The sequence below is a fragment of the Aureitalea marina genome (assembly GCF_002943755.1).
Classification (GTDB): domain Bacteria; phylum Bacteroidota; class Bacteroidia; order Flavobacteriales; family Flavobacteriaceae; genus Aureitalea; species Aureitalea marina.
In genome coordinates this window covers 172,112-192,395 of record NZ_MQUB01000001.1, presented here as the reverse complement: position 1 = coordinate 192,395, position 20,284 = coordinate 172,112, and the positions used below count along the sequence as shown (strand labels likewise).

The 20,284-nt window shown below is 45.8% G+C and carries 18 protein-coding genes, 1 tRNA gene and 1 pseudogene; 4 read left to right on the top strand and 16 right to left on the bottom strand.

The features are described 5' to 3' along the window. Positions 1–49: 49 nt before the first annotated feature. From BST85_RS00920 to alaS, 4 genes are all read right to left on the bottom strand, one after another. Positions 50–1,909 (bottom strand): outer membrane protein assembly factor BamB family protein, encoded by a 1,860-nt coding sequence (locus BST85_RS00920; RefSeq protein ID WP_104811541.1) that lies wholly within the window; start codon positions 1,907–1,909, stop codon positions 50–52. Between the two features lie 171 nt (positions 1,910–2,080). Further along, positions 2,081–2,632: a DUF6252 domain-containing protein gene (locus tag BST85_RS00915; protein WP_104811540.1), complete on the bottom strand. Its 552-nt coding sequence runs from the start codon at positions 2,630–2,632 to the stop codon at positions 2,081–2,083. Between the two features lie 74 nt (positions 2,633–2,706). Next, positions 2,707–3,663, bottom strand: a complete 957-nt coding sequence (locus tag BST85_RS00910; RefSeq protein WP_181039928.1) for a GSCFA domain-containing protein — start codon at positions 3,661–3,663, stop codon at positions 2,707–2,709. Position 3,664: 1 nt separating this feature from the next. Continuing rightward, positions 3,665–6,274, bottom strand: a complete 2,610-nt coding sequence (gene alaS, locus BST85_RS00905; protein ID WP_104811538.1) for an alanine--tRNA ligase — start codon at positions 6,272–6,274, stop codon at positions 3,665–3,667. 118 nt (positions 6,275–6,392) lie between these two features. Here alaS and BST85_RS00900 point away from each other — a divergent pair, with 118 nt between their 5' ends. Together BST85_RS00900 and BST85_RS00895 are read left to right on the top strand one after the other, a co-directional pair. Then, positions 6,393–7,370 carry a M23 family metallopeptidase gene (locus tag BST85_RS00900; RefSeq protein ID WP_104811537.1) on the top strand — a complete coding sequence of 326 codons (978 nt, stop codon included), beginning with the start codon at positions 6,393–6,395 and terminating at the stop codon, positions 7,368–7,370. 6 nt (positions 7,371–7,376) lie between these two features. Continuing rightward, entirely contained in the window at positions 7,377–7,706 is a 330-nt protein-coding gene (locus BST85_RS00895) for a MerR family transcriptional regulator (RefSeq protein ID WP_104811536.1), read from the top strand. A 2-nt stretch (positions 7,707–7,708) separates the two neighbouring features. Here BST85_RS00895 and der read toward each other — a convergent pair whose 3' ends face one another. After that, on the bottom strand, positions 7,709–9,010 hold the full coding sequence (gene der / locus BST85_RS00890) for a ribosome biogenesis GTPase Der (protein WP_104811535.1): 1,302 nt from the start codon (positions 9,008–9,010) through the stop codon (positions 7,709–7,711). Between the two features lie 129 nt (positions 9,011–9,139). Between der and BST85_RS00885 the strand changes: the two genes are divergently transcribed. Continuing rightward, complete coding sequence (locus tag BST85_RS00885) at positions 9,140–9,649, top strand: GTP-binding protein (RefSeq protein WP_245917606.1); 510 nt, start codon at positions 9,140–9,142, stop codon at positions 9,647–9,649. 269 nt (positions 9,650–9,918) lie between these two features. Here BST85_RS00885 and era read toward each other — a convergent pair whose 3' ends face one another. From era to BST85_RS00850, 8 genes and pseudogenes are all read right to left on the bottom strand, one after another. Beyond that, on the bottom strand, positions 9,919–10,797 hold the full coding sequence (gene era, locus BST85_RS00880; RefSeq protein ID WP_104811534.1) for a GTPase Era: 879 nt from the start codon (positions 10,795–10,797) through the stop codon (positions 9,919–9,921). Next, positions 10,790–12,048, bottom strand: a pseudogene (locus BST85_RS00875) (cation:proton antiporter). Before BST85_RS00875 ends, era begins: the two are co-directional and overlap by 8 nt. A 115-nt stretch (positions 12,049–12,163) precedes the next feature. After that, positions 12,164–12,448: a DUF2188 domain-containing protein gene (locus BST85_RS00870; RefSeq protein WP_104811533.1), complete on the bottom strand. Its 285-nt coding sequence runs from the start codon at positions 12,446–12,448 to the stop codon at positions 12,164–12,166. A 521-nt stretch (positions 12,449–12,969) separates the two neighbouring features. Then, positions 12,970–13,042: transfer RNA gene (locus BST85_RS00865), tRNA-Met, on the bottom strand. Between the two features lie 52 nt (positions 13,043–13,094). After that, complete coding sequence (locus BST85_RS00860) at positions 13,095–13,274, bottom strand: zinc ribbon domain-containing protein (protein ID WP_104811532.1); 180 nt, start codon at positions 13,272–13,274, stop codon at positions 13,095–13,097. 2 nt (positions 13,275–13,276) lie between these two features. Further along, positions 13,277–13,498 carry a hypothetical protein gene (locus BST85_RS14420; protein ID WP_483860580.1) on the bottom strand — a complete coding sequence of 74 codons (222 nt, stop codon included), beginning with the start codon at positions 13,496–13,498 and terminating at the stop codon, positions 13,277–13,279. 150 nt (positions 13,499–13,648) lie between these two features. After that, positions 13,649–14,221: an efflux RND transporter periplasmic adaptor subunit gene (locus tag BST85_RS14415; RefSeq protein WP_245917605.1), complete on the bottom strand. Its 573-nt coding sequence runs from the start codon at positions 14,219–14,221 to the stop codon at positions 13,649–13,651. Positions 14,222–14,295: 74 nt separating this feature from the next. Continuing rightward, on the bottom strand, positions 14,296–16,203 hold the full coding sequence (locus BST85_RS00850; RefSeq protein WP_104811531.1) for an ABC-F family ATP-binding cassette domain-containing protein: 1,908 nt from the start codon (positions 16,201–16,203) through the stop codon (positions 14,296–14,298). 65 nt (positions 16,204–16,268) lie between these two features. Between BST85_RS00850 and BST85_RS00845 the strand changes: the two genes are divergently transcribed. Next, positions 16,269–16,655 carry a DUF983 domain-containing protein gene (locus BST85_RS00845; RefSeq protein ID WP_104811530.1) on the top strand — a complete coding sequence of 129 codons (387 nt, stop codon included), beginning with the start codon at positions 16,269–16,271 and terminating at the stop codon, positions 16,653–16,655. A gap of 8 nt (positions 16,656–16,663) precedes the next feature. Here BST85_RS00845 and BST85_RS00840 read toward each other — a convergent pair whose 3' ends face one another. From BST85_RS00840 to porM, 3 genes are read right to left on the bottom strand one after another with little or no spacing between them, the layout of a single operon-like run. Then, complete coding sequence (locus BST85_RS00840; protein ID WP_104811529.1) at positions 16,664–17,710, bottom strand: NAD(P)/FAD-dependent oxidoreductase; 1,047 nt, start codon at positions 17,708–17,710, stop codon at positions 16,664–16,666. Positions 17,711–17,769: 59 nt separating this feature from the next. Next, positions 17,770–18,666: a type IX secretion system ring subunit PorN/GldN gene (porN, locus tag BST85_RS00835; RefSeq protein ID WP_104811528.1), complete on the bottom strand. Its 897-nt coding sequence runs from the start codon at positions 18,664–18,666 to the stop codon at positions 17,770–17,772. 16 nt (positions 18,667–18,682) lie between these two features. After that, positions 18,683–20,251, bottom strand: a complete 1,569-nt coding sequence (porM, locus tag BST85_RS00830; RefSeq protein WP_104811527.1) for a type IX secretion system motor protein PorM/GldM — start codon at positions 20,249–20,251, stop codon at positions 18,683–18,685. Positions 20,252–20,284 lie beyond the last annotated feature (33 nt).

Here is a 20,284-nt window from a genome sequence, read left to right as displayed (position 1 = left end):
GGGCAGAAGTAAAGTACTTCTAAACATAACCTGGTTAGTTATTCCACAATTACTTTTTCAGATCGTAGGCAAAGACAGTGTCGGAATCTGCCTTGTAGTATAGGATTCCACCTCTTTCGTCTACCTCGTATTCTGGCTTCTTATCCTTGAGAACGATCTCCTTTTCTATGGCGCCAGTATCCTTATGCACTTTTACCAGACCAACTCCATCTTCCAATTTGGTCAAGACGAACCGATGATTTTCAGTAGCTGCCGTAGCCTTGAATCGCTTCAGCATCTCGGCGATGGAAGCTCCTGTGGCAACGGCCATGGCATCCCCAAAGTTGGCATAGGCCTCTCCTCTGGAGGTATAATCACCTAATCTGTTCCTATACTGATTGGCCTCGGCATAAGCAGCCATTGAAGTAGCTGCACTAGCTACAGCCAATACACCCATAAGGGCCGCACCAAAGGCACTTTTCCCGGGGGCACGGTGGTATTCATGCCAGTTGGTCTCTCCTTCCCAACCCAACATCATCATATTCTGACTGCTGGTGAGCAAGATTCCACCGTCCCGAACTTCGACTCCAGAAGGGTCCTCACCCCCTTCGAACTTGGACTCTGCCAGGTTGGAAACCTCCCCGGAATTAGCATCTACGGCAAACAGATCCTCATCTGCACTGATCAAATAGCGGTTGTTCTTTTCGTCATAGTCTGACCCTACACCGTCTGCCCGCTTATACTTGAGCGGTTTTGCCCAAACCTGATCACCGGTCTGCAGATCGACGATATTTGCATCTTCGGAAGTGATATAGATCAATCCCTGAGGCGTGTGAGCCATGGTCAGGATGTTCTCTCCTGTTTTCAAAGGTTTCTTGAACAAGGTCTTGCCATCGAAGGATATCTTATTGATCCCCCCTTCATAAATCCCAAATAGGATACCATCCTCCATGATGTAAAAATGCTGTACGAATCCCTTGGTCTTAGGTGCTTTTTCCCAAAGGTCATTACCGTCTTCTGCTGCCAGGAAGGCAATCTTCGATTCGGAACGACCTGATGCCAGCTTCATCACACCGGATTTACCGGAATTGTCTACATTACTCACTATGGCCAGCCCTTCTGGAAGGATCTCAAAATTCACTACCCGACCCTTTACCTTATACGGATCGGCCCAAAGGAGCTTCCCGTTGACGTCTATCTTATGGATCTTGGTGTTCTTACCTCCATTAACACCTTCTAGTCCGTAGATCTCGGTTTCCTCAGCATTTGTAACCATTCGGCTGATATCATCTACTTTGATGTCCCACAGTATAGACCCGGAATTCAAGTCGATCTTTTTCAGGTTCTTGGCCGTAGGAAGAATGAGACCATCTTTAAGAAGCAAGGGACGTCCTGTTACAGTTTCTGACCCCTTCAATTCGATGTAGTTCTCCTGTTGGCCACCATCCAGATTGTATACTGCCACTGCTAGGGCATATTTGTCTTTAGCTTTTCGTTGACCACTCACCACTAACTTGTTCTGTGGCATCATCACGTCACAGGTATAGATGTACTTCCAACCGTTCTCCTCTGTGCTGAAGAGTTTTTTTCCAGACATATAGTCGATGACCGCCTTCTTGGTGATCAGTGCACCAAATCCGGTTTGACCAACTACCACATAAGGTGCCCAAGGGATGAATTGTAGCTCTTCGGGCTTCACGCGACCATAATCGGTAAAATTGAAGAGTAGTTCATTACTTCCAGGCTTGATTCCGACAAGACCGTCGTTGGTGGCTATCACCATGGTTCCACCCTCGGTAAGGGTCATCTCGTTAATCTTTCCGCCGACATCGTATCGATAGTCAGGCTGTTCGGCTCGTTGTGCCCAGACAAAGCTCATTGCGATCAATGAGAGGCCAACTGCCATCCAATGTTTGCTTAAGGTTTTCATAATCGTGGTTTTAGTTGTTTCAAAGGTGGAACGGAATCTGCAGGCAATCAATAGGGCAATTGCCCTAATTGTTTCTAATCGTGGCTTTTACAAACAAGCCGGAGGTCGGACAAAGTCCTTCCCTCCGGCTCCACGTAAAAACCTCAACACTGAGATTTCGTGAATGGGATATTAGTTATCCAGATTGGCTTTAAATTCACCATTGGTGATATTCTTGGTGGACATATCGGCTCCGTTATAACCTTCGAACATAAACGTTCCTTCCACGACGCCGTCAGCATCGACGGTCACATTGATCTCGCCAGGCGTCAAACCTCCAACGGCCGAAGTACTCGCATTAGAGGCCCAAACATCTGCTCCGGTTGTCCCCACTAATTCGCCATACTGTATAAGACTAACGTTGGTCAGACCATCACCAGTGGTATAGGTTCCAGGACCATTGTAGTCCACAATAGTAAAGTTGATAAAGTCGCCGTCATTATTACTTCCTTGAACTGTCAAAATACTGAGCCCCCCCTGACTGGCCTTGGTTGCTCCGACCAAAACGGCTGGATTCTGAGCTGCGGCAAAGTCCGCGCCACCTACTTTCGCGGTCACAAATTCGGCTCCTCCTCCGTTGTCTCCGTTGTCCCCATTGTCTCCGTCATCGTCGCTATTACAGGAAGCAAAAACGATCGATAAACAAAGCAGGGTGTAATACATTGATTGCTTAATGAATTTCATAACTGTTGGGTTTTTAATTAGAGTATGGGTCAAAACTCCAACAATCAAGAAGGGCAATCAATAGGGCAGTTGCCTTATTCTAAATTCTTTAGGTGTGGATAGCGGGATTTTAGCTGCTCGATCTGGGTCTCCAATTGCCGATCGAAGGCCTTTGCTTGTTCACTTTCCGGATGTAAATGCCGATGTGCAAGCTTGCGGTTTAGTTGGTGGATTTCTTTTAAGTAAGTGTCTAAACCCGGATCTAACCAGGTAGTGGAAAATTGATCCCAGATATGGTCTACAGCCTCAGACGAAGGATGTATCAGGTCCTTATCATAAAAACGATAATCTCTCAATTCATCCATCATGATCTCGAAAGCCGGAAAATAGTCACAGCAACCAAACTGATCGACCAATTGGTGAACAGCCGTCAGTAAGTTGGCTTTAGACTGAGAATTTTGAATGAGCCCATCTTTGAGATGTCGAATTGGAGATACGGTCAATAATACGGTAAGCTTGGAGTTTCTTGAAGAGATGTCCTGGATTAGGGATTTCCACAGTCGGACAATTTCATTAGGAGGTGACAGTTTCTTCTCAAAGCAAGCTGCGGGCATTTTATGGCAATTCGCCACCAGTTGTTGGTTTTTAATCAGGGTATATCCCCAGGCCGTTCCGAAAGTGAACACCAGGTGAGTGGACTCCAACATTCCCTTCTTAATATCTTTCAACTGTAGATTCAGTTGTTCTATTAAGGCCTCGCGGTCAACAGAACTGAAGGAGGAATGAGCCCAATAACTCTGCCACAAGCCGTTATTTTGAAACACATCATTATGATCAAAAAACTGATCATTGAGAGCCCGTGTGTAGAGGTTGGCCAATGCGACGGGATGAAAGATGACGCCAAAGGGATTCGCCCTGGTGTTAAACCGAAAATAGTTGAGCTTATCCGCCATACGATCGGCAAAGCAAGAACCGGACAAAAAGATTTCTGAAGAGATCTCGATCTTGTTCTCTCCTTCAGATATTCCCTTGACCGGGGTGAAGAATTTCATCTTATAAATATTCAAAAACAGCTGCCAGTGCCGAATCGATTCCATCCGGGTTCTTACCACCAGCGGTCGCAAAGAAGGGTTGACCTCCTCCTCCACCTTGAATATGACGACCCAATTCCCTCACGATCTGACCTGCATTGAGGCCTTTAGATTCTACAAGGTTCTTGGAGATATAGCAGGTTAGCAGAGCCTTTCCTCCAACGGTGGAACCCATTAAAAGGAATAAGTCATCCAAATCGTTCCCCAATTCGAAAGCGAGGTCTTTCATCTGGGCTGCATCCAGGTCGACCTTGGCGGTCAGTGCATTGACGCCGTTGATCTGTTTGACCTGTCCCTTAAGTCCATCTTTAAGGCCACTGGCCTTTTCTTTAAGCAATTGTTGAACTTGCTTTTGAAGATCATTGTTCTCGTCTTGTAGGGAACGGATGGCCTTGACCGGATCCGGAGAATTATTCAATGCTTTTCTTACTTCCTCGAAGGACTTTGAATGATCGATAAAGTAATTCTTAGCTACCGGGCCTGTAATGGCCTCTATTCTTCTAACGCCAGAGGCAATTGCAGATTCTGAGGTGATTAGGAAGTGCCAGATATCGGAAGTATTCTGAACATGGGTTCCTCCGCAAAGCTCCATGGAACTGCCAAAGCGAATGGTTCGGACCACATCTCCATATTTCTCTCCGAATAAGGCCAAAGCTCCTTGATCCAATGCCTGCTGAAATGGAATGGTTCGCTGTTCCTCCAGGGGCAGGGCCTGAGCAATACGAGCATTTACGAAGTCCTCTACCTGTCTCAATTCTTCTTCTGTCAGCTTAGCGAAGTGAGAGAAATCAAAACGAAGTCCTTTGTTATGGACCATACTCCCTTTTTGGGTAACATGATCTCCCAGTACTTCTCTCAACCCTTGGTGCAGCAAGTGGGTAGCAGAGTGATTAGAGGCCGATCTGTCTCTGTGCTCTTTCATGACCACCGCTCTAAACCTATCCTGGACATCCCTGGGCATGCTCTTGGTCATGTGGATGATCAGGTTATTTTCCTTCTTTGTGTCTATGATATAAACAACTTCCCCGTTTGAGGCCTCCAGGAAACCGCGATCACCTACCTGTCCACCCCCTTCGGGATAGAAAGGTGTCATGTTAAGAACCAACTGGTACAACTCACCATCTTTTTTAGTCTCTACCTTACGGTAACGGGTTATTCGCACCTTGGCCTCCAATGTATCATAACCGATAAACTCCTCTTCATCGTCATCTTCCAGGATAGTCCAATCTCCTGTCTCCACCTTGGCGGCTGCCCTAGATCGTTCTTTTTGCTTTTCCAATTCGGCATCGAAGCCCTCCCGATCAAGTTCAAGACCTTTCTCTCTAAGTATAAGAGCGGTCAGATCAATAGGGAACCCATAAGTATCGTAAAGCTCGAAGGCCTTTTTTCCTGAAACCGGCTTGTTGCCCACATTGGTGATAACTTGCTCCAATAGGATCAACCCTTGATCCAAGGTTCTTAAAAATGAGGCTTCCTCCTCCCGGATCACATTGACCAGCAGGTCTCTTTGTTTTTCCAGTTCAGGAAAGGTTTGCCCCATCTCACTGGCCAGTATTGGTGTCAATTCATTGATAAAAGGCTCTTTTAAACCTAGGAAGGTGTATCCGTAACGGATGGCGCGTCTCAGGATTCTACGAATCACATATCCCGCGCCGGAATTTCCTGGTAATTGTCCATCGGCAATAGAAAAGGCAACTGCCCGCACATGATCCGCAATCACACGTATAGCTATGTCGGTCTCTTCGTCCTTGCCGTATTTCTTACCACTGATGGCTTCTATCTCACGGATTAGTGGAGTAAATACATCAGTATCGTAATTACTCTTCTTATCCTGTAACACCATACAGAGTCGCTCAAAACCCATCCCGGTATCTACGTGCTTGGCCGGAAGGGCCTCCAAACTGCCATCCGCTTTGCGGTTGTATTGGATAAAGACCAGATTCCAGATCTCCACTACCAGCGGATGATCCTGGTTAACGAGTTCGCTCCCATCAACTTTGCTACGCTCTTCGTCTGGTCGAATATCCACATGGATTTCACTACTTGGACCACATGGCCCCTGATCGCCCATCTCCCAGAAGTTGTCTTTCTTACTGCCGTCCAGGATACGTTCCTGGGCAATGTGCTTCTTCCACTCGTCAGAGGCCTCATCGTCTCGTTTCAGACCAGATTCCTTATCCCCTTCAAATACGGTTACATATAATCGATCTTTATCGATACCATAGACTTCCGTCAACAGCTCCCAGGCCCAGCTAATGGCCTCAGTTTTGAAATAATCCCCAAAACTCCAGTTACCAAGCATCTCGAACATGGTATGGTGATAGGTATCCATTCCCACTTCTTCCAGATCGTTGTGTTTTCCGGAAACACGTAAACACTTCTGGGTATCAGCTATTCTGGGATGCTTACTAAGCTTGTTGCCCAAGAAAAACTCCTTGAATTGATTCATCCCCGCATTGGTGAACATCAAGGTTGGATCGTCTTTGATCACCATGGGTGCCGAGGGTACGATCTGATGCTGTTTGGACTTAAAATATTCTAAAAACCGGGACCGGATTTCACTGGATTTCATAACTTACGAAGTCTGTTGTGGTCTAATGGATTGAAGAGCAGAACAATTTCTATCTTTGCCGCGCGTTAACTTACTGCTGAACACCACCATCGACCGCAAAAATAGGACTTTTTAACGTATGTCTAAGGTTAAATATTACTACGATAGTGAGACCCTCTCCTATCGAAAAATAGCCCCGAAAAAGGGTCGAAAAATCGGGTTTATCTTCCTGAGCCTGCTAGGTGTAATCCTCAGTGGTTTTTTACTATTGGTAATCTACCTCAATCTCCCCTATATCCAAACGCCTCGTGAAAAGGCGTTAAAACGGGAATTGAGCAATATGGAATTCCAGTACGATCGACTGAACCGTAAAATGCAGATGGCAGAAGGAGTATTGGACGAACTGGCAGACAGAGACAACAATATATACCGTGTTTACTTCGAAGCAAATCCAATTCCTGACGAACAGCGCAAAGCTGGTTTTGGAGGTATTAACCGGTACCAGGACTTAGAGGGTTACGAGAGTTCTGATCTTATCATCAGTACGGCTCAAAGACTAGATGTTTTGACCAAACAAGTAGTCATCCAATCGAGGTCTCTGGACGAAGTTACCGAGCTGGCCAGCAACAAAGAAGAACTCTTGGCTGCCATCCCGGCCATTCAGCCGGTGAACAACGAAGATTTGACCCGGATGGCCTCCGGTTACGGATACCGGATTGATCCGTTTACCAAAGCACGGAAATTCCACTATGGAATGGATTTCACCGCCCCAACCGGCACCCCTATTTACGCTTCGGGTGATGGTGTTGTCACCAGAGCAGACGCCAGAGCCACCGGCTTTGGACGTCACATTAGGATCGATCATGGTTTTGGATACATGAGCCTTTATGCCCATTTATACAAATACAACGTCAAGAAAGGGCAAAAGGTCAAGCGCGGAGATCTAATTGGGTTTGTTGGAAACACCGGACGTTCTGCTGCTCCTCACCTGCATTATGAGATCTGGAAGGATGGGAAGAAAGTTAACCCGATTAACTTTTACTACGGTAATTTAACTCCGGAGGAATTTGCCGAATTGCTGCGAAAATCCCAGCAAGAAAGACCATCGTTGGATTAGAATATCATGCAAGTCGAACTGCCCGAAAAACGATATTACGGAATTGGCGAAGTAGCCAGGGCGTTTGACGTGAATACCTCACTCATCCGTTTTTGGGAAAAGGAGTTTGATATACTTCAGCCCAAGAAGAACGCCAAGGGAAACAGAAAGTTCACTCCCGAAGATATCCGAAACCTGGAACTGATCTATCATCTGGTAAAAGAACGCGGCTTCACTCTGGAAGGCGCAAAGGTCCATTTACAGCAGCACAAAAAAGGAACATTGGACAAGTTCGATTTGATCCGTAAACTACAGGGCATCAAGTCTGAACTCTTAAAGATCAAGGAGTCCCTATAATCCTATTTCTTCCTAAAATAGATCGTAATGGGCACCCCGTTGAAATCGAATTGATTTCGAAGTTGGTTCTCCAGGAAACGTTTGTACGGATCTTTTAAGTATTGCGGTAGGTTGCAGAAAAATGCAAAGCATGGATAGGGAGTCGGCAACTGGGTACAGAACTTGATCTTCACATACTTTCCCTTATAAGCAGGCGGTGGAGTGGCTTCAATAAGAGGAAGCATGGTATCGTTCAGTTTGGAAGTCTTAATCCGCTTGGAACGGTTCTTATAGACGTCGACCGCTGTTTCAATGGCTTTGTAAATTCGTTGTTTGGTGAGGGCAGACATGAATACGATAGGTACATCTGTAAAGGGTTCACACTGCTTTTTGACATAGGCCTCCATTTCCTTGGTCGTCTTGTGGTCCTTTTCTACAAGATCCCATTTGTTGGCTAATATGACTACCCCTTTGTTGTTTCGATGTGCAAGCCAAAAGATATTTTGCACCTGTCCGTCAAACCCTCTGGTCGCATCAAAGACCAGGATGACCACATCGCAGTGTTCAATGGCCCGGACACTGCGCATGACCGAATAAAATTCCAGGTCTTCTTTCACCTTACTCTTCCGTCGGATTCCCGCTGTATCAACCAGGTTGAATTCAAATCCGAAGCGGTTGTATTTGGTATCGATACTATCTCTGGTCGTTCCTGCAATATCGGTGACCACAAAACGTTCCTCTCCAATCAGGGCGTTTATGAATGAAGATTTCCCGGCATTGGGTCGACCAACTACGGCAAAGCGAGGCAAATCTGACTCTTCGTCTTCTTGGGTTTCTGGTAATACCTGCACCAGATCATCCAACAAGTCTCCAGATCCACTACCGTTGATGCTGGAAATGGGATAATACTTTTCAAATCCCAAAGAGTAGAACTCAACAGCATCGTGTACCCGATTGGCCGCATCTACTTTGTTCACAACCAGGAATACAGGCTTCTTACTGCGCCTTAATAGTTGGGCGACTTCTTCGTCCATACCTGTGACCCCATTCTCCACATCCACCATGAACAAGATGGCGTCTGCTTCGTCTATGGCCAATTCTACTTGCCGATCGATCTCTTCTTCGAAAATGTCATCGCTACCAACAACATAACCTCCGGTATCGATCAGTGAGAACTCTTTGCCGTTCCAATCACTTTTCCCGTAATGACGGTCTCGGGTCACCCCACTGACGCTATCTACTATAGCCTCCCGGCGCTGGATCAGGCGGTTAAAGAATGTCGATTTTCCCACATTAGGTCGACCAACGATGGCAACTATGCTCATAAGGCAGGTTTAGGTTGCAAAAATAGGACTTCCTGTGTAGATGAACCCTATAGTAGGCGATAATTGGCAGACCAAGGGCTGAGTAATATCATGATCACATCCAAAATTTTGTTTTAGCTTGAAGGCCATATGGCCCATTTGGAACGCAAATCTGATATCGCATTAAGGCCCCGGTTCAATTATGAATTACCCGGAGACAAAGAACACTATCTATCTGCAATGGAAAAGGCGGGCCAAAACCAAGATGAATTTGTGGTCACTCGATTAGACGATCATGTCTTCGTCCGTTTTCCAAAAACCAAACAACACTACTGGTCTCCACAATTGGAAATGGAAATCAGCAGTTTTGAAGAGGGAATCAGTCAGTTACGAGGTCTTTTTGGACCAAAACCAGCTGTCTGGACCATGTTTATGTTCCTTCATTTTGTTGTTGCAACACTCTTCATCGTTGCCGGAGCATGGGCTTACAGTAATTATTCCCTTGAGGAATCATTTGCATTGCAATTGACCATAATGGGATTGTTGATAATCGCTTGGTTCGTTCTTTACTTTGCCGGACGCATGGGGAGATTGGCCGGAAAAGAGGAGATTAATCGGCTTTTTGATTTTATGAAGAAGACCCTGGAGGGTGAGTCGTGAGTCGTGAGTCGTGAGTCGTGAGTCGTGAGTCGTGAGTCGTGAGTCGTGAGTCGTGAGTCGTGAGTCGTGAGTCGTGAGTCGTGAGTCGAAATTTAAGTGAATAGAATAACAGTTCACCAAAAACGAATCACGATTTCTACCTTGGGGCCCCTATTCCCCTACCGGGGGCAATCTACGATTTGATAAAATCACATCCTAAAGACCCAGGATCATGCCCATTCAATTCAAGAATTAACTCCCTAATTTCAAGAATAGGGTGACTGTTTGAATCAACCATTGTAGCCAAAACGTCTCAACTGCCTCTGATCACTGCGCCAGTTCTTATTCACCTTGACATAAAGTTCTAAATGGATCTGCTTACCGAAGAACTTCTCCAGGTCTTTACGGGCCTGCATCCCCACCCGCTTAAGCGCAGAGCCTTTGTGCCCAATGATAATCCCTTTCTGAGACTCCCGTTCGACCATAATGACCGATCGGATCCGGATGATATCGTCGGATTCAAAGAACTCTTCTGTTTCGACCTCAACCGCATATGGAATCTCCTTTTTATAATTCAAAAGGATCTTTTCACGTATAGATTCATTGACAAAGAAACGTTCGGGTTTGTCCGTGAACTGATCCTTAGGATAGAACGGAGGAGATTCTGGTAGTAATTCTAAAATACGGTTAAAGACCTCCTGCACGCCAAACTTATTCAGCGCTGAAATGGCATACACTTCCGCATCCGGAACCAATTGTTGCCAATGGGATACTGCCTCGGCAAGGCGTCCCTCATCTCCGGTATCGATCTTGTTGAGTAATAGTAGCACTGGAACCTTAGAACTGCGGATCTTCTCGAAGAAAGCCTCATCCTTCAGCTGTTTTTCACCCAATTCGACCATGTAGATCAGTATATCGGCATCATCCATGGCGGACTTCACGAATTCCATCATACTGCTCTGCAGATCGTAGGCCGGTTTAATGATTCCTGGGGTGTCGGATAGTACGACCTGGAAATCTTCACCACTCACAATACCCAAGATTCTGTGTCTGGTGGTTTGGGCCTTATTGGTGATAATTGACAATTGTTCACCAACCAAGGCATTCATCAGTGTACTCTTCCCAACATTGGGGTTTCCTATGATATTGACAAATCCGGCTTTATGCATTGACCACCTCTTCTTTTTTCTGAACGTAACGGACTAATTTTCCAACCGTCAATCCTTGGACAATGATAGAAAAGATCACGACGATATAAGTCATAACCAGGAAAAGATCACGATACATTTCGCTACTCAGTCCGAGTGCGAGAGCGATTGAAATTCCACCCCTAAGACCCCCCAAGTCATGATCAAATTGGTACGCGGGACAAAATCGAGGCGCTTGGCAAACAGTTGAATAGGAAACAACAGCGAGACAAAACGACACAATAGAACCAACGGTATAGCGATTAGTCCTGCTTCGATATACGTAGTCTCGAATTCCAATACCAGGATCTCCATCCCGATAAGGACAAACAGTATCGTATTGAGTAATATATCGATCAGCTCCCAGAATTTGTCTACATATACTTCTACCTGTTCGCTCATCACCTCGTTCCTGACCCTGTCGTTACCAATGACCAGACCGGCAGTTACCATGGCCAATGGAGCCGAAAAGTGAAACTTATGGGCAATGACAGTACCCATCATTACCACTGCCAGGGTAATAATAACCTCGATGTCGTAATCGTCTATCGATCGCATGAGTCGATAAGCAATCCAACCTAATAATAATCCAAGTCCAATCCCACCCAAAACTTCTTCGACGAACAGCAAGCCGATCTCCGACCATTCAAAACTACCAGAAGGCGAGGTAGCTATTTGGAACAAGGTGAGAAACACCACTACTCCAACCCCATCATTAAACAAGGACTCTCCGACGATTTTGGACTCTAACTTCTCTGGTACCCCTGCTTTCTTCAAAATCCCTAAAACAGCAATGGGATCGGTTGGCGATATCAAAGCCCCAAAGAGCAAACAATAGATGTAGGCCACATCCATACCCAGTAATGGTAAGATGTAGAACAAGGCTGTCCCCACTAAGAAAGTAGATGTAATCACTCCAAAGGTGGAAAACATCAATATGGGCCATCGATGTTTTCGTAATTCCTCAAAATTGGTGTGAAGTGCCCCCGCAAAAAGCAAAAAGCTAAGCATGACATCCAACAAAACAGTCTTGAAGTCAATGTGAGTGATAATATAGCGCTCTGCATCGAGCAAGGTGTCATCGTAGTAACTCAGTAAGAACACAAAAAGCGTAAATACAATGGTGATCACCATAAGCCCGATGGTGGTGGGCATTTTAAGGAAGCGTGTGTTGATATAGCCAAATACAGCAGCCAGGGTGACCAGTATGGCGGAGATGACAAAATAGTCCATGCGGTGGGAGTTAATTGAGGCAAAGATAAGAGACTAGCTTAGAAAATCTTCGCCTTCGTGTCTTTCTGGACAAGTACAGTAACTGAGTCCATCAAAGTGCTGAGTTCGACAAGTGCTAATCATCAAAACTAATCCGATCCCTGATAGTTCCATCCTGCCGGTGGATGATCACATCGGCCTTGTACTTCCTGGCCAAACTTTTTGCCTTTCTTATGGCTGTGCTTTGTTTGCGATGTTTGGAGGTAATCCGCTTATTTCCCTCGCGTCGGACAGCCCAGTCACCCTCATAAGGCACAACATGCTGATGCCAGGTTCTTTTGGTGGACCGGCCTCCGGCACTTTTAAAAATGGCCTCTATCAATTCGAGGATTAGTTGTTTCCAGGATTTTTCTCTTGGCATAATTCGAATATACGAGTTTGGAGGAGACTGCTTTAGGAAGTCGTCAAGAATTGACATTACTTATAACGAAAACCTACGGCTGCCGCGGGGACGTGGATTGAGCCCTCATTACACTCTGACTCATCCTTACAGGGGAAGCTCACAACAAAAACCCCCTAGCGCTACGCGCTTAGTGTGTTTTTTGTTTTGACCTCGAGTTCAAGAAAGCTTGGCATAAATGGACTGGATTCAATCCTCACTTCGTTCGTATTGGTCCAGAATAGGGCAAGCTCACAACAAAACCTCCTAGCGCTACGCGCTAAGTGTGTTTTTTGTTTTTGCCTCGAGTTCAAGCAAGCTTGACATAAATGGACTGGATTCAATCCTCACTTCGTTCGTATTGGTCCAGAATAGGGGAAGCTCACAACAAAACCTCCATGCGCTAGCGCGCATTGGATCTTTTTTAGTTTACGGATGCTCAAGCGAGCTTGGCATCCGTAAACTAAAAAACCTCCTCAGCTTCACTGAGGAGGTTTTCGTTGTAGCGGGGACTGGACTCGAACCAGCGACCTTCGGGTTATGAGCCCGACGAGCTACCTACTGCTCTACCCCGCGATGTGGACGGCAAATATACAACTAATCTAAATTGTAGCAAAGGCTAAGCCGATTATTGTTCAATGCTTTCGGCCTGGAAACTGACCAACTCATTGGCCTCGAATTGAGTAGAGATCTGTATGGGATTGCAACAAACCTCACAGTCTTCTATATAAGAGGTAGAAACGGATGGGTCCAGTAACATGGAGATGGTTTCCCAGCAATGAGGGCAAGAGAAGAAATGCTCTAACATGATTAGAAATCGATATTCAGTAATTGACCGACAAGCTGAAGATAGTTGAGTTCGGCCACCTTGGCGGCAAACATAGCGGCATTTTTGGTAGTCTGTGCCGTTAATAGATTGACCTGGGCCTGACGAAACTCAACATTGGTGATCTGGCCGATCTTCAGTTGCTCTGCAGAACGGTCGAAATTATCTTGAGCCGTCACCACATTCTGCTCCTGTAGTTCGAACACCTCTAGGGCATTGAAGTAGTTCCCCTTTGCATTGGCGATGTCCCGATTGATCTCCTGCTTGATCTGCTCTTTGATCAGTTGCTGATTATCGTAAAAGATCCGTGCATTCTTAACCGCTGTAACCGATCGTCCCCATCAAAGATGTTCCATCTAAGCGAAGCTCCAATATTGTAGTTGTTCGAGGTTTTTAATGTTGTAATAGGAAGTAACAATATTTCGACCACCGATAAAATACCGTTCCGTATCCGAATCCATTTCTGGTAATTCCGGAACAGGCTTATCGATATTGAACCTATCCAGATAGGCCTGCCATTTGGGATAAATCTCCGGGTAATCCAACCTCAGATCGGGCATGATGGCGGCCAACTGATTGTACAGATTGCTCTTCTGAGACTGAACCGTAGCATAAAACTCGGATGCATCTACTCGGATCATGATCTCTCCCTGGTTAAAGTTCTGTCCGGGTTTGAAGAGTTTTCGACCCGTTTGCAAGATTCCTTGCACCTCAGAATACAATTCCAGTCGTCGCTTGGCTGTCAGGTTTCCATTAGCCTGAATAACAACTGGGACCTCCCGATTTTTAACGGTATCCACAAAAACGGTCTTGATAACCTTTTGTGGTTTGGGTCTGACCCTTTTATTACTGCTCACGATGGCTTGAGCAGCAAAAATGGCCCCGATCAAAATGACCACACCCAGGATGGATAGTATTATTTTGCGCATGGTAAAATGTTGTGAAGGGCAAATTTAACACCTGCTCCAGGGGAGGGCAGTTAAAGAACTCATAAATTAAACAACTACTCCAAGCTGGCAGAGAGCTCTTCCCACTGATTCATCAGCTCCTCCAACTTGAGCTTTTTGGCTTGGTAGTTGTCAAAGAAATTGGGCTGAGCTATGGTTTCATCGTAGTTAATGGCCAATTCCACATCGATCTCAGCTATCTCCTTTTCTAATTTGTCGATCTGGGATTCTATCTTGGATAGCTTGTTCTGAATGGATTTTTGACGCTTCTGTGCCTCGTAAGTAGCCCTTCCACCGCCATTTTGTTTAGGTTTGGCAGCCTTTTGCTGCGCCCTTTTCTCTACCTCCCTTAACGAGTCCACTTTCCGCTGTTCCAGGAAGAAATCAATATCGCCCAGGTATTCCTTGATCCGGCGATCTTTGAACTCATAGACCCGGGTGCTGAGTCCCTGGAGGAAGTCCCTGTCGTGGGAAACCAGTATCAGTGTCCCTTCAAAACGTCTCAAGGCCTCCTTTAGGACGTTCTTGGACTTCATATCCAGGTGATTGGTAGGTTCATCCATAATCAGCACGTTAAGCGGCTGTAGCAACAACTTGGCTAATGCTAATCGATTTCGCTCCCCTCCCGACAATACGCGTACATATTTGTCTACCTCTTCTCCACGGAACAGGAATGCTCCAAGTATATCACGAACCCTTGGACGTGTCTTTTCGTCGGCAGCGTCTATCATGGTCTCCTCTACCGTCTTGTCTCCATCCAGGTACTCTGCCTGGTTCTGGGCAAAATAGCCGATCTGCACATTATGTCCTACTTTCAGGTCTCCCTGGTGATCCAGCTCTCCCACAAGGATCTTGGCTAAGGTGGATTTACCCTGGCCATTTTGGCCAACAAAGGCAATTTTGGCTCCTCGTTCAACCTGGAAATCAATATTGGATAGTACGTCTAGCTCTCCGTAAGACTTAGATATCTGTTCTGCTGTAAAAATGACTTTTCCCGGATTTATCGAAACGGGAAACTGTACACTCATCACCGCGTTGTCGTCTTCATCCACTTCGATCCGATCGATCTTATCCAGTTTCTTGATCAGGGATTGAGCCATAGAGGCCTTAGAGGCTTTGGCCCTGAACTTTTCGATCAGTTTTTCGGTCTGTTCTATCTGCTTTTGTTGATTCTTCTGAGCTGCTAACTGTTGTTCCCGCAATTCCTGGCGCTGGACCATATACTTGGAGTATGGCTTAGGGAAATCATATATACGGCCTAACGAGATCTCTATGGTCCTGTTGGTTACCTGGTCCAGGAACATTCGGTCGTGGGAAACCAACATGACTGCACCAGGATATCCCCTCAGAAACTCTTCCAACCATAGAATTGATTCTATATCCAGGTGGTTGGTTGGCTCATCCAACAAGAGGATATCGTTGTTCTGTAGCAGGATCTTGGCCAGTTCGATCCGCATGCGCCAACCTCCTGAAAAGGTATCTGTTTGCTTTTCGAACTCGGATCGTTTGAATCCTAGCCCCTGTAATATGCGTTCGGTTTCACCCTGATAAGTATAACCCCCCAACACCTCGTATTGGTGTTGAACATCATTTAGATCGACCAATAATTGCTGATAGGATTCACTCTCGTAATCTGTTCGTTCTGCCAGTTGGGTATTAATGTTTGCTAGTTGCTCCTCTAGCTTGAGAATTTCATCAAACGCCAGATAGGCTTCCTGAAGAACATTGCGGCCCTTCTCAAAGTCGATGTCCTGCTTTAAAAAGCCTATTCTTATCTCCTTATCGGTTGCCAGTTGGCCTTCGTCAAATTCTTGCTCACCTGCTATGATACGTAGCATGGTCGATTTACCGGCCCCATTTTTTCCCACCAGGCCAACCCGGTCCCCAATACCTAATCTAAAGGTAATATCCTCAAAGAGATAACTGCCCTGAAAGGCAATGGAGAGCTTGTGAATATTGAGCATTAAGTAACTTTTGTTACGCTGGAATTCTGCAAAGATGATTAATTTTGTGGAGCTAATAAAATCGGATGAAAGGGACCAAACTGTACAGTATTTTCAAGGGGCGATGCCCTGTTTGTCACGAGGGTGAAATGTATCAGAAATCCAATCCCTATATACTGAACAGAACCCTGGACATGCATGAGCGATGCAGTCACTGCAATACAAAATACAAGATCGAACCTTCATTTTTCTATGGTGCGATGTACGTCAGCTACGGTGTTGGGGTCGCTTTCGCTGTAGCGGCTTTTGTAATTGCCTTTTTTATGCTGGGTCTTTCCAGACTAAATACATTTTTCTTTATCACAGGGACACTCGTGGTTTTGTTACCCCTGATCCTAAGACTATCCCGTAACATCTGGATCAATTTCTTCTTTAAATACGATCCTGAAAAGGCCAAAACGCCGGTTTCGTAAATTCCGTATTAATTCTGGAATCGTTCTAATGTCACCTCTTCAGGCAGATCTTTCCCGTATTCCAAATGATCCAATAGCCATTTGGATGCCAGTGGCGCCATAAGCAAACCCCGTGTGCCCATGCCATTGAGAAAGGCCATATTTTCATATTGCGGGTGTTTGCCGATCAGCGGTCTTCTATCACTGACTGTTGGTCGCATCCCGACCAATTGATCCACTATCTCAAAATCCACCTTCAGGGCTTGGTTGAGATAATCGAGCATTTGCTCAGTACCTTGGTCAGTCGCATCCAAGGTCGAGTCTCCATGAGCAAAGGTGGCCCCAACCTGATAGTGATCGTCTCCCAAGGGTATGATAAAAAAACGTCCCTTAAGCATGTTCTGTAGTTTGAGCTGCGGGGAATGAACAATAAGATATTCTCCTTTCTTTGGAATAAGGGCGTCAAGCTGCCAATACGGATTGTTCAGTACTTGATAGCCTTCTGCAAAGATGATTCGTCCGGCTTCGAATTGCTTATAAACCCACTTCGATCTCTCGAATCGCAGTAATTCATGTTCAAAACGCTCTTGGATCAATAAGTCCTGACTTACTAGCCAGGCCTTGTAGCCATTCAATAAGGTTGTAGTATCTAACCTAAAGGTCCCCTTAACCACACCCATACCATGATCCGCCTTCAAGCCGGAGTTCCGATTGGTTTGGATTTGAGTGTCCAGGAATTCAACCAGATCTGGTCGATCCGAAACGGCCATCCAGTTATTCTGCTCTCCAACGTGCTCAAATGGACGATGAAGTTGTAGCTCCTGAAGGAAATTGATCGCTAAGGACTGAGACATTTCCCAGTAAAAGCTCCGAGCATATTTCAGGAATTCCGCTGCCCGCCAAACCGGATTCAGGCGCTTGACCACGACCGGGTTAACCACACCTCCGGCTACCGCGGTCGCAGTAGCTTGACCAGAATCAATTATAACGAAGCTTTTACCCCGTCTTCTTAGCTGCTCTGCAAGGCTTGTACCGGCTATTCCGGCTCCTACGATTATGAAGTCCCTGTTATCCATAAAAAAACCCTCTAAACTATCAATTTAGAGGGTTGGAATCAAATGATTCTATTTTTATCCTAGTAATTCCAGAGGTCCATCTCGATGTTCCGGATCTTATCCCGGATACGATCAGACTCCATCAATTGCATTAGTGCATTATCATTGATGTAATCCTGAACACTGCGATCTCCCTGTACATTATCTTCTTTATAGATCATACCGGCAAATCGTCTGGAATTCAATAAATGGTCGTACGATATGGGCTGTGATGTATTCTTGTTGTTAAAGGCTTTGGACTCATGCAACACATCTCGTGCTCCGGGGAACCAAACCCAAAATAATTCAACCTTCGCGTCTCCTGCATCAGGGAAGGCCTTGGATCGAGCTTCGTTGGCTACAGGGCAAATACCCAGTAAACGATATTTCAGCTCTCCTTGGCGCTTGTCCACATACCAGAAGCCACGAACTCTCCACTCTTCGATGTCCCCTGCATCCAGGGTAAATCGACGGATATACTGCTTATCTACTTTTCCTTCGGCATTGAATTGCTCAATACCCAAGTCTGTAGTATCACTGTACACCAATGAAGCTTCAATATCCTTGAGGGTTCGCTTTTCCGTAAAGTAAGAATCCGAATAGACGCTTTCTATACGACCGTTCTTGACGTTCTTTACAATGACGTCATAGAGCGATCGCCTGTCGGCTCCAATGTTGTTGGTGTCGATAGGATAATACAACGGAAAATTAACCCGCTGATCTAGGTCGATGATCTCCCAGGTGGTCCGGGACCATAACACATCACGGTCGTCTACATAACCGTAGGGTAAGGGCCGATCGTTATCGTATTCGATCCGATCTTCGGTCTTTACACCGATCTCCTCCGGTGTCTTAGCATTGAGGATGTTCAGCTGAGCAAAGGCGCAGACACTCATCAACATAGCCAAGCCACATATCACAACATTTTTAAAATACATACAATCCTTAATTATCTTAATTAGTCAACTCGATAAATACAGGCGATATCTTTTTCAGCTTGTACCCGGAATTTCCGGAGATACTGGCATTGATATCGAAAATCTGAACGGTCTCCCCTCGACGTGCTCTTCTAAGCGCTGCCTTGGCTTGGTCGTTCAAGGATTTTCCAGTTACCCGCACGGTTGGCTGGCCGGATACCTTAAAGCTAAATCCGGTTACATTTAGTTTCAGATCAAAATCAAAGTCCAGCAGAGCCGCTCCAACAGTAGAGATCTCCAGACCTTCACGTTGCATACGGACGGCACCACCGTCTCCATCCTCCCCGCGGATCGTTCCGGTAGGACGAGGAATATCTTTGATTCTAAACACCTTTTGGTCTCTTGTGGTCTCACCGTCGGGCAAAGTAGCCGTAACGCTAATAGTCACTTCACGTCCAGTACCTGGGCTCATGTTATATGAACTTCCGGAAACCTTGGACAAACCAGGTGCATTAGCAGTAACGTTACGAGCACCGTCAAAGGCAATGGTCATTGGGTTCACAACACCTCGATAAACTACGTTCATCTTGTCGGCAGAAATAGTTGCCGAATTCGGCTTATTGATCGTTGCAAAACCTGAGCTCACCTCTACAGGTGTCTCATCTCCATCTTCCCCGTAAAACAGGGTACCTTTGATCTCGTGGTCGCCAGGACTTCCGGCGTTCACGCTCAGTTTAACCTGACCACCTTCGAAGGTATAGTCTTTTCCTTCAACCAATGCACGGCCGTCCAGAGTTAACTCTGCACGCTTAGGCTTGGTTTCAGAATCCGTACGACCCAGCATAATGCTTCCGTCAAAGGTCTCTCCAGAATAGAAAGCTGTTTTGGAAACATTCATAAAGGTGTTGTAGTTGGTCATTTTCAGGGCAGAGGCCTGTTCACCTTCCAGCATTGCAGATAGAATATCGTTCTCGATATTGTTCACATCTGCCTGCATTTGGGTGATCTTGGTACGAGAGGCGATCAGTGGGAAGCCCTCAAAGTGGTACTTCAGCCAATCTACCTTCTTTCCATCCTGATTTCGTGTAACCTCTGCCGTAGAGAATTTCTTCTCGATATCGGTAGAGATATCCGTATAGTTTCCATTGATTATGGCTAACATACCGGTTTTATAGTCATTGATGTTCTGAACGAATTGCTGTCCTTTTGGCGATAATTTATCACCCTGGAAGAAATTCTGATCCAGATAGTCCGCCTTGTCCTGAACTTCATAATTGTCCTGGTCGTCGGCCGGAACCGTTTTCATCATTTCGGTCTTGATCCCTTCCAGATAAGAATTGAACTGGGAAGAGAGTTGATTGATCTGCTTGGCTTTCTCGTTGGTGTCAGCATATCGGTCGGGGTTGTCCGACGCCTTTACTTCGAGATTTCCAATAAACGCCTTGTTACGAGCCGTGGTGGCTGTGTTGGACTCGGTCAGACGCTCATTGAGCAGACCAAAGGCCGACAAAACCTCTTTGGACATGTTAAGCGCAAGCATTGCGATGAACACCAGATACATCAGGTTGATCATCTTTTGCCGCGGAGATAGACTTCCTTTTGCCATCTTACTTCTTATTTAAGATTAATAAAAGGTTCG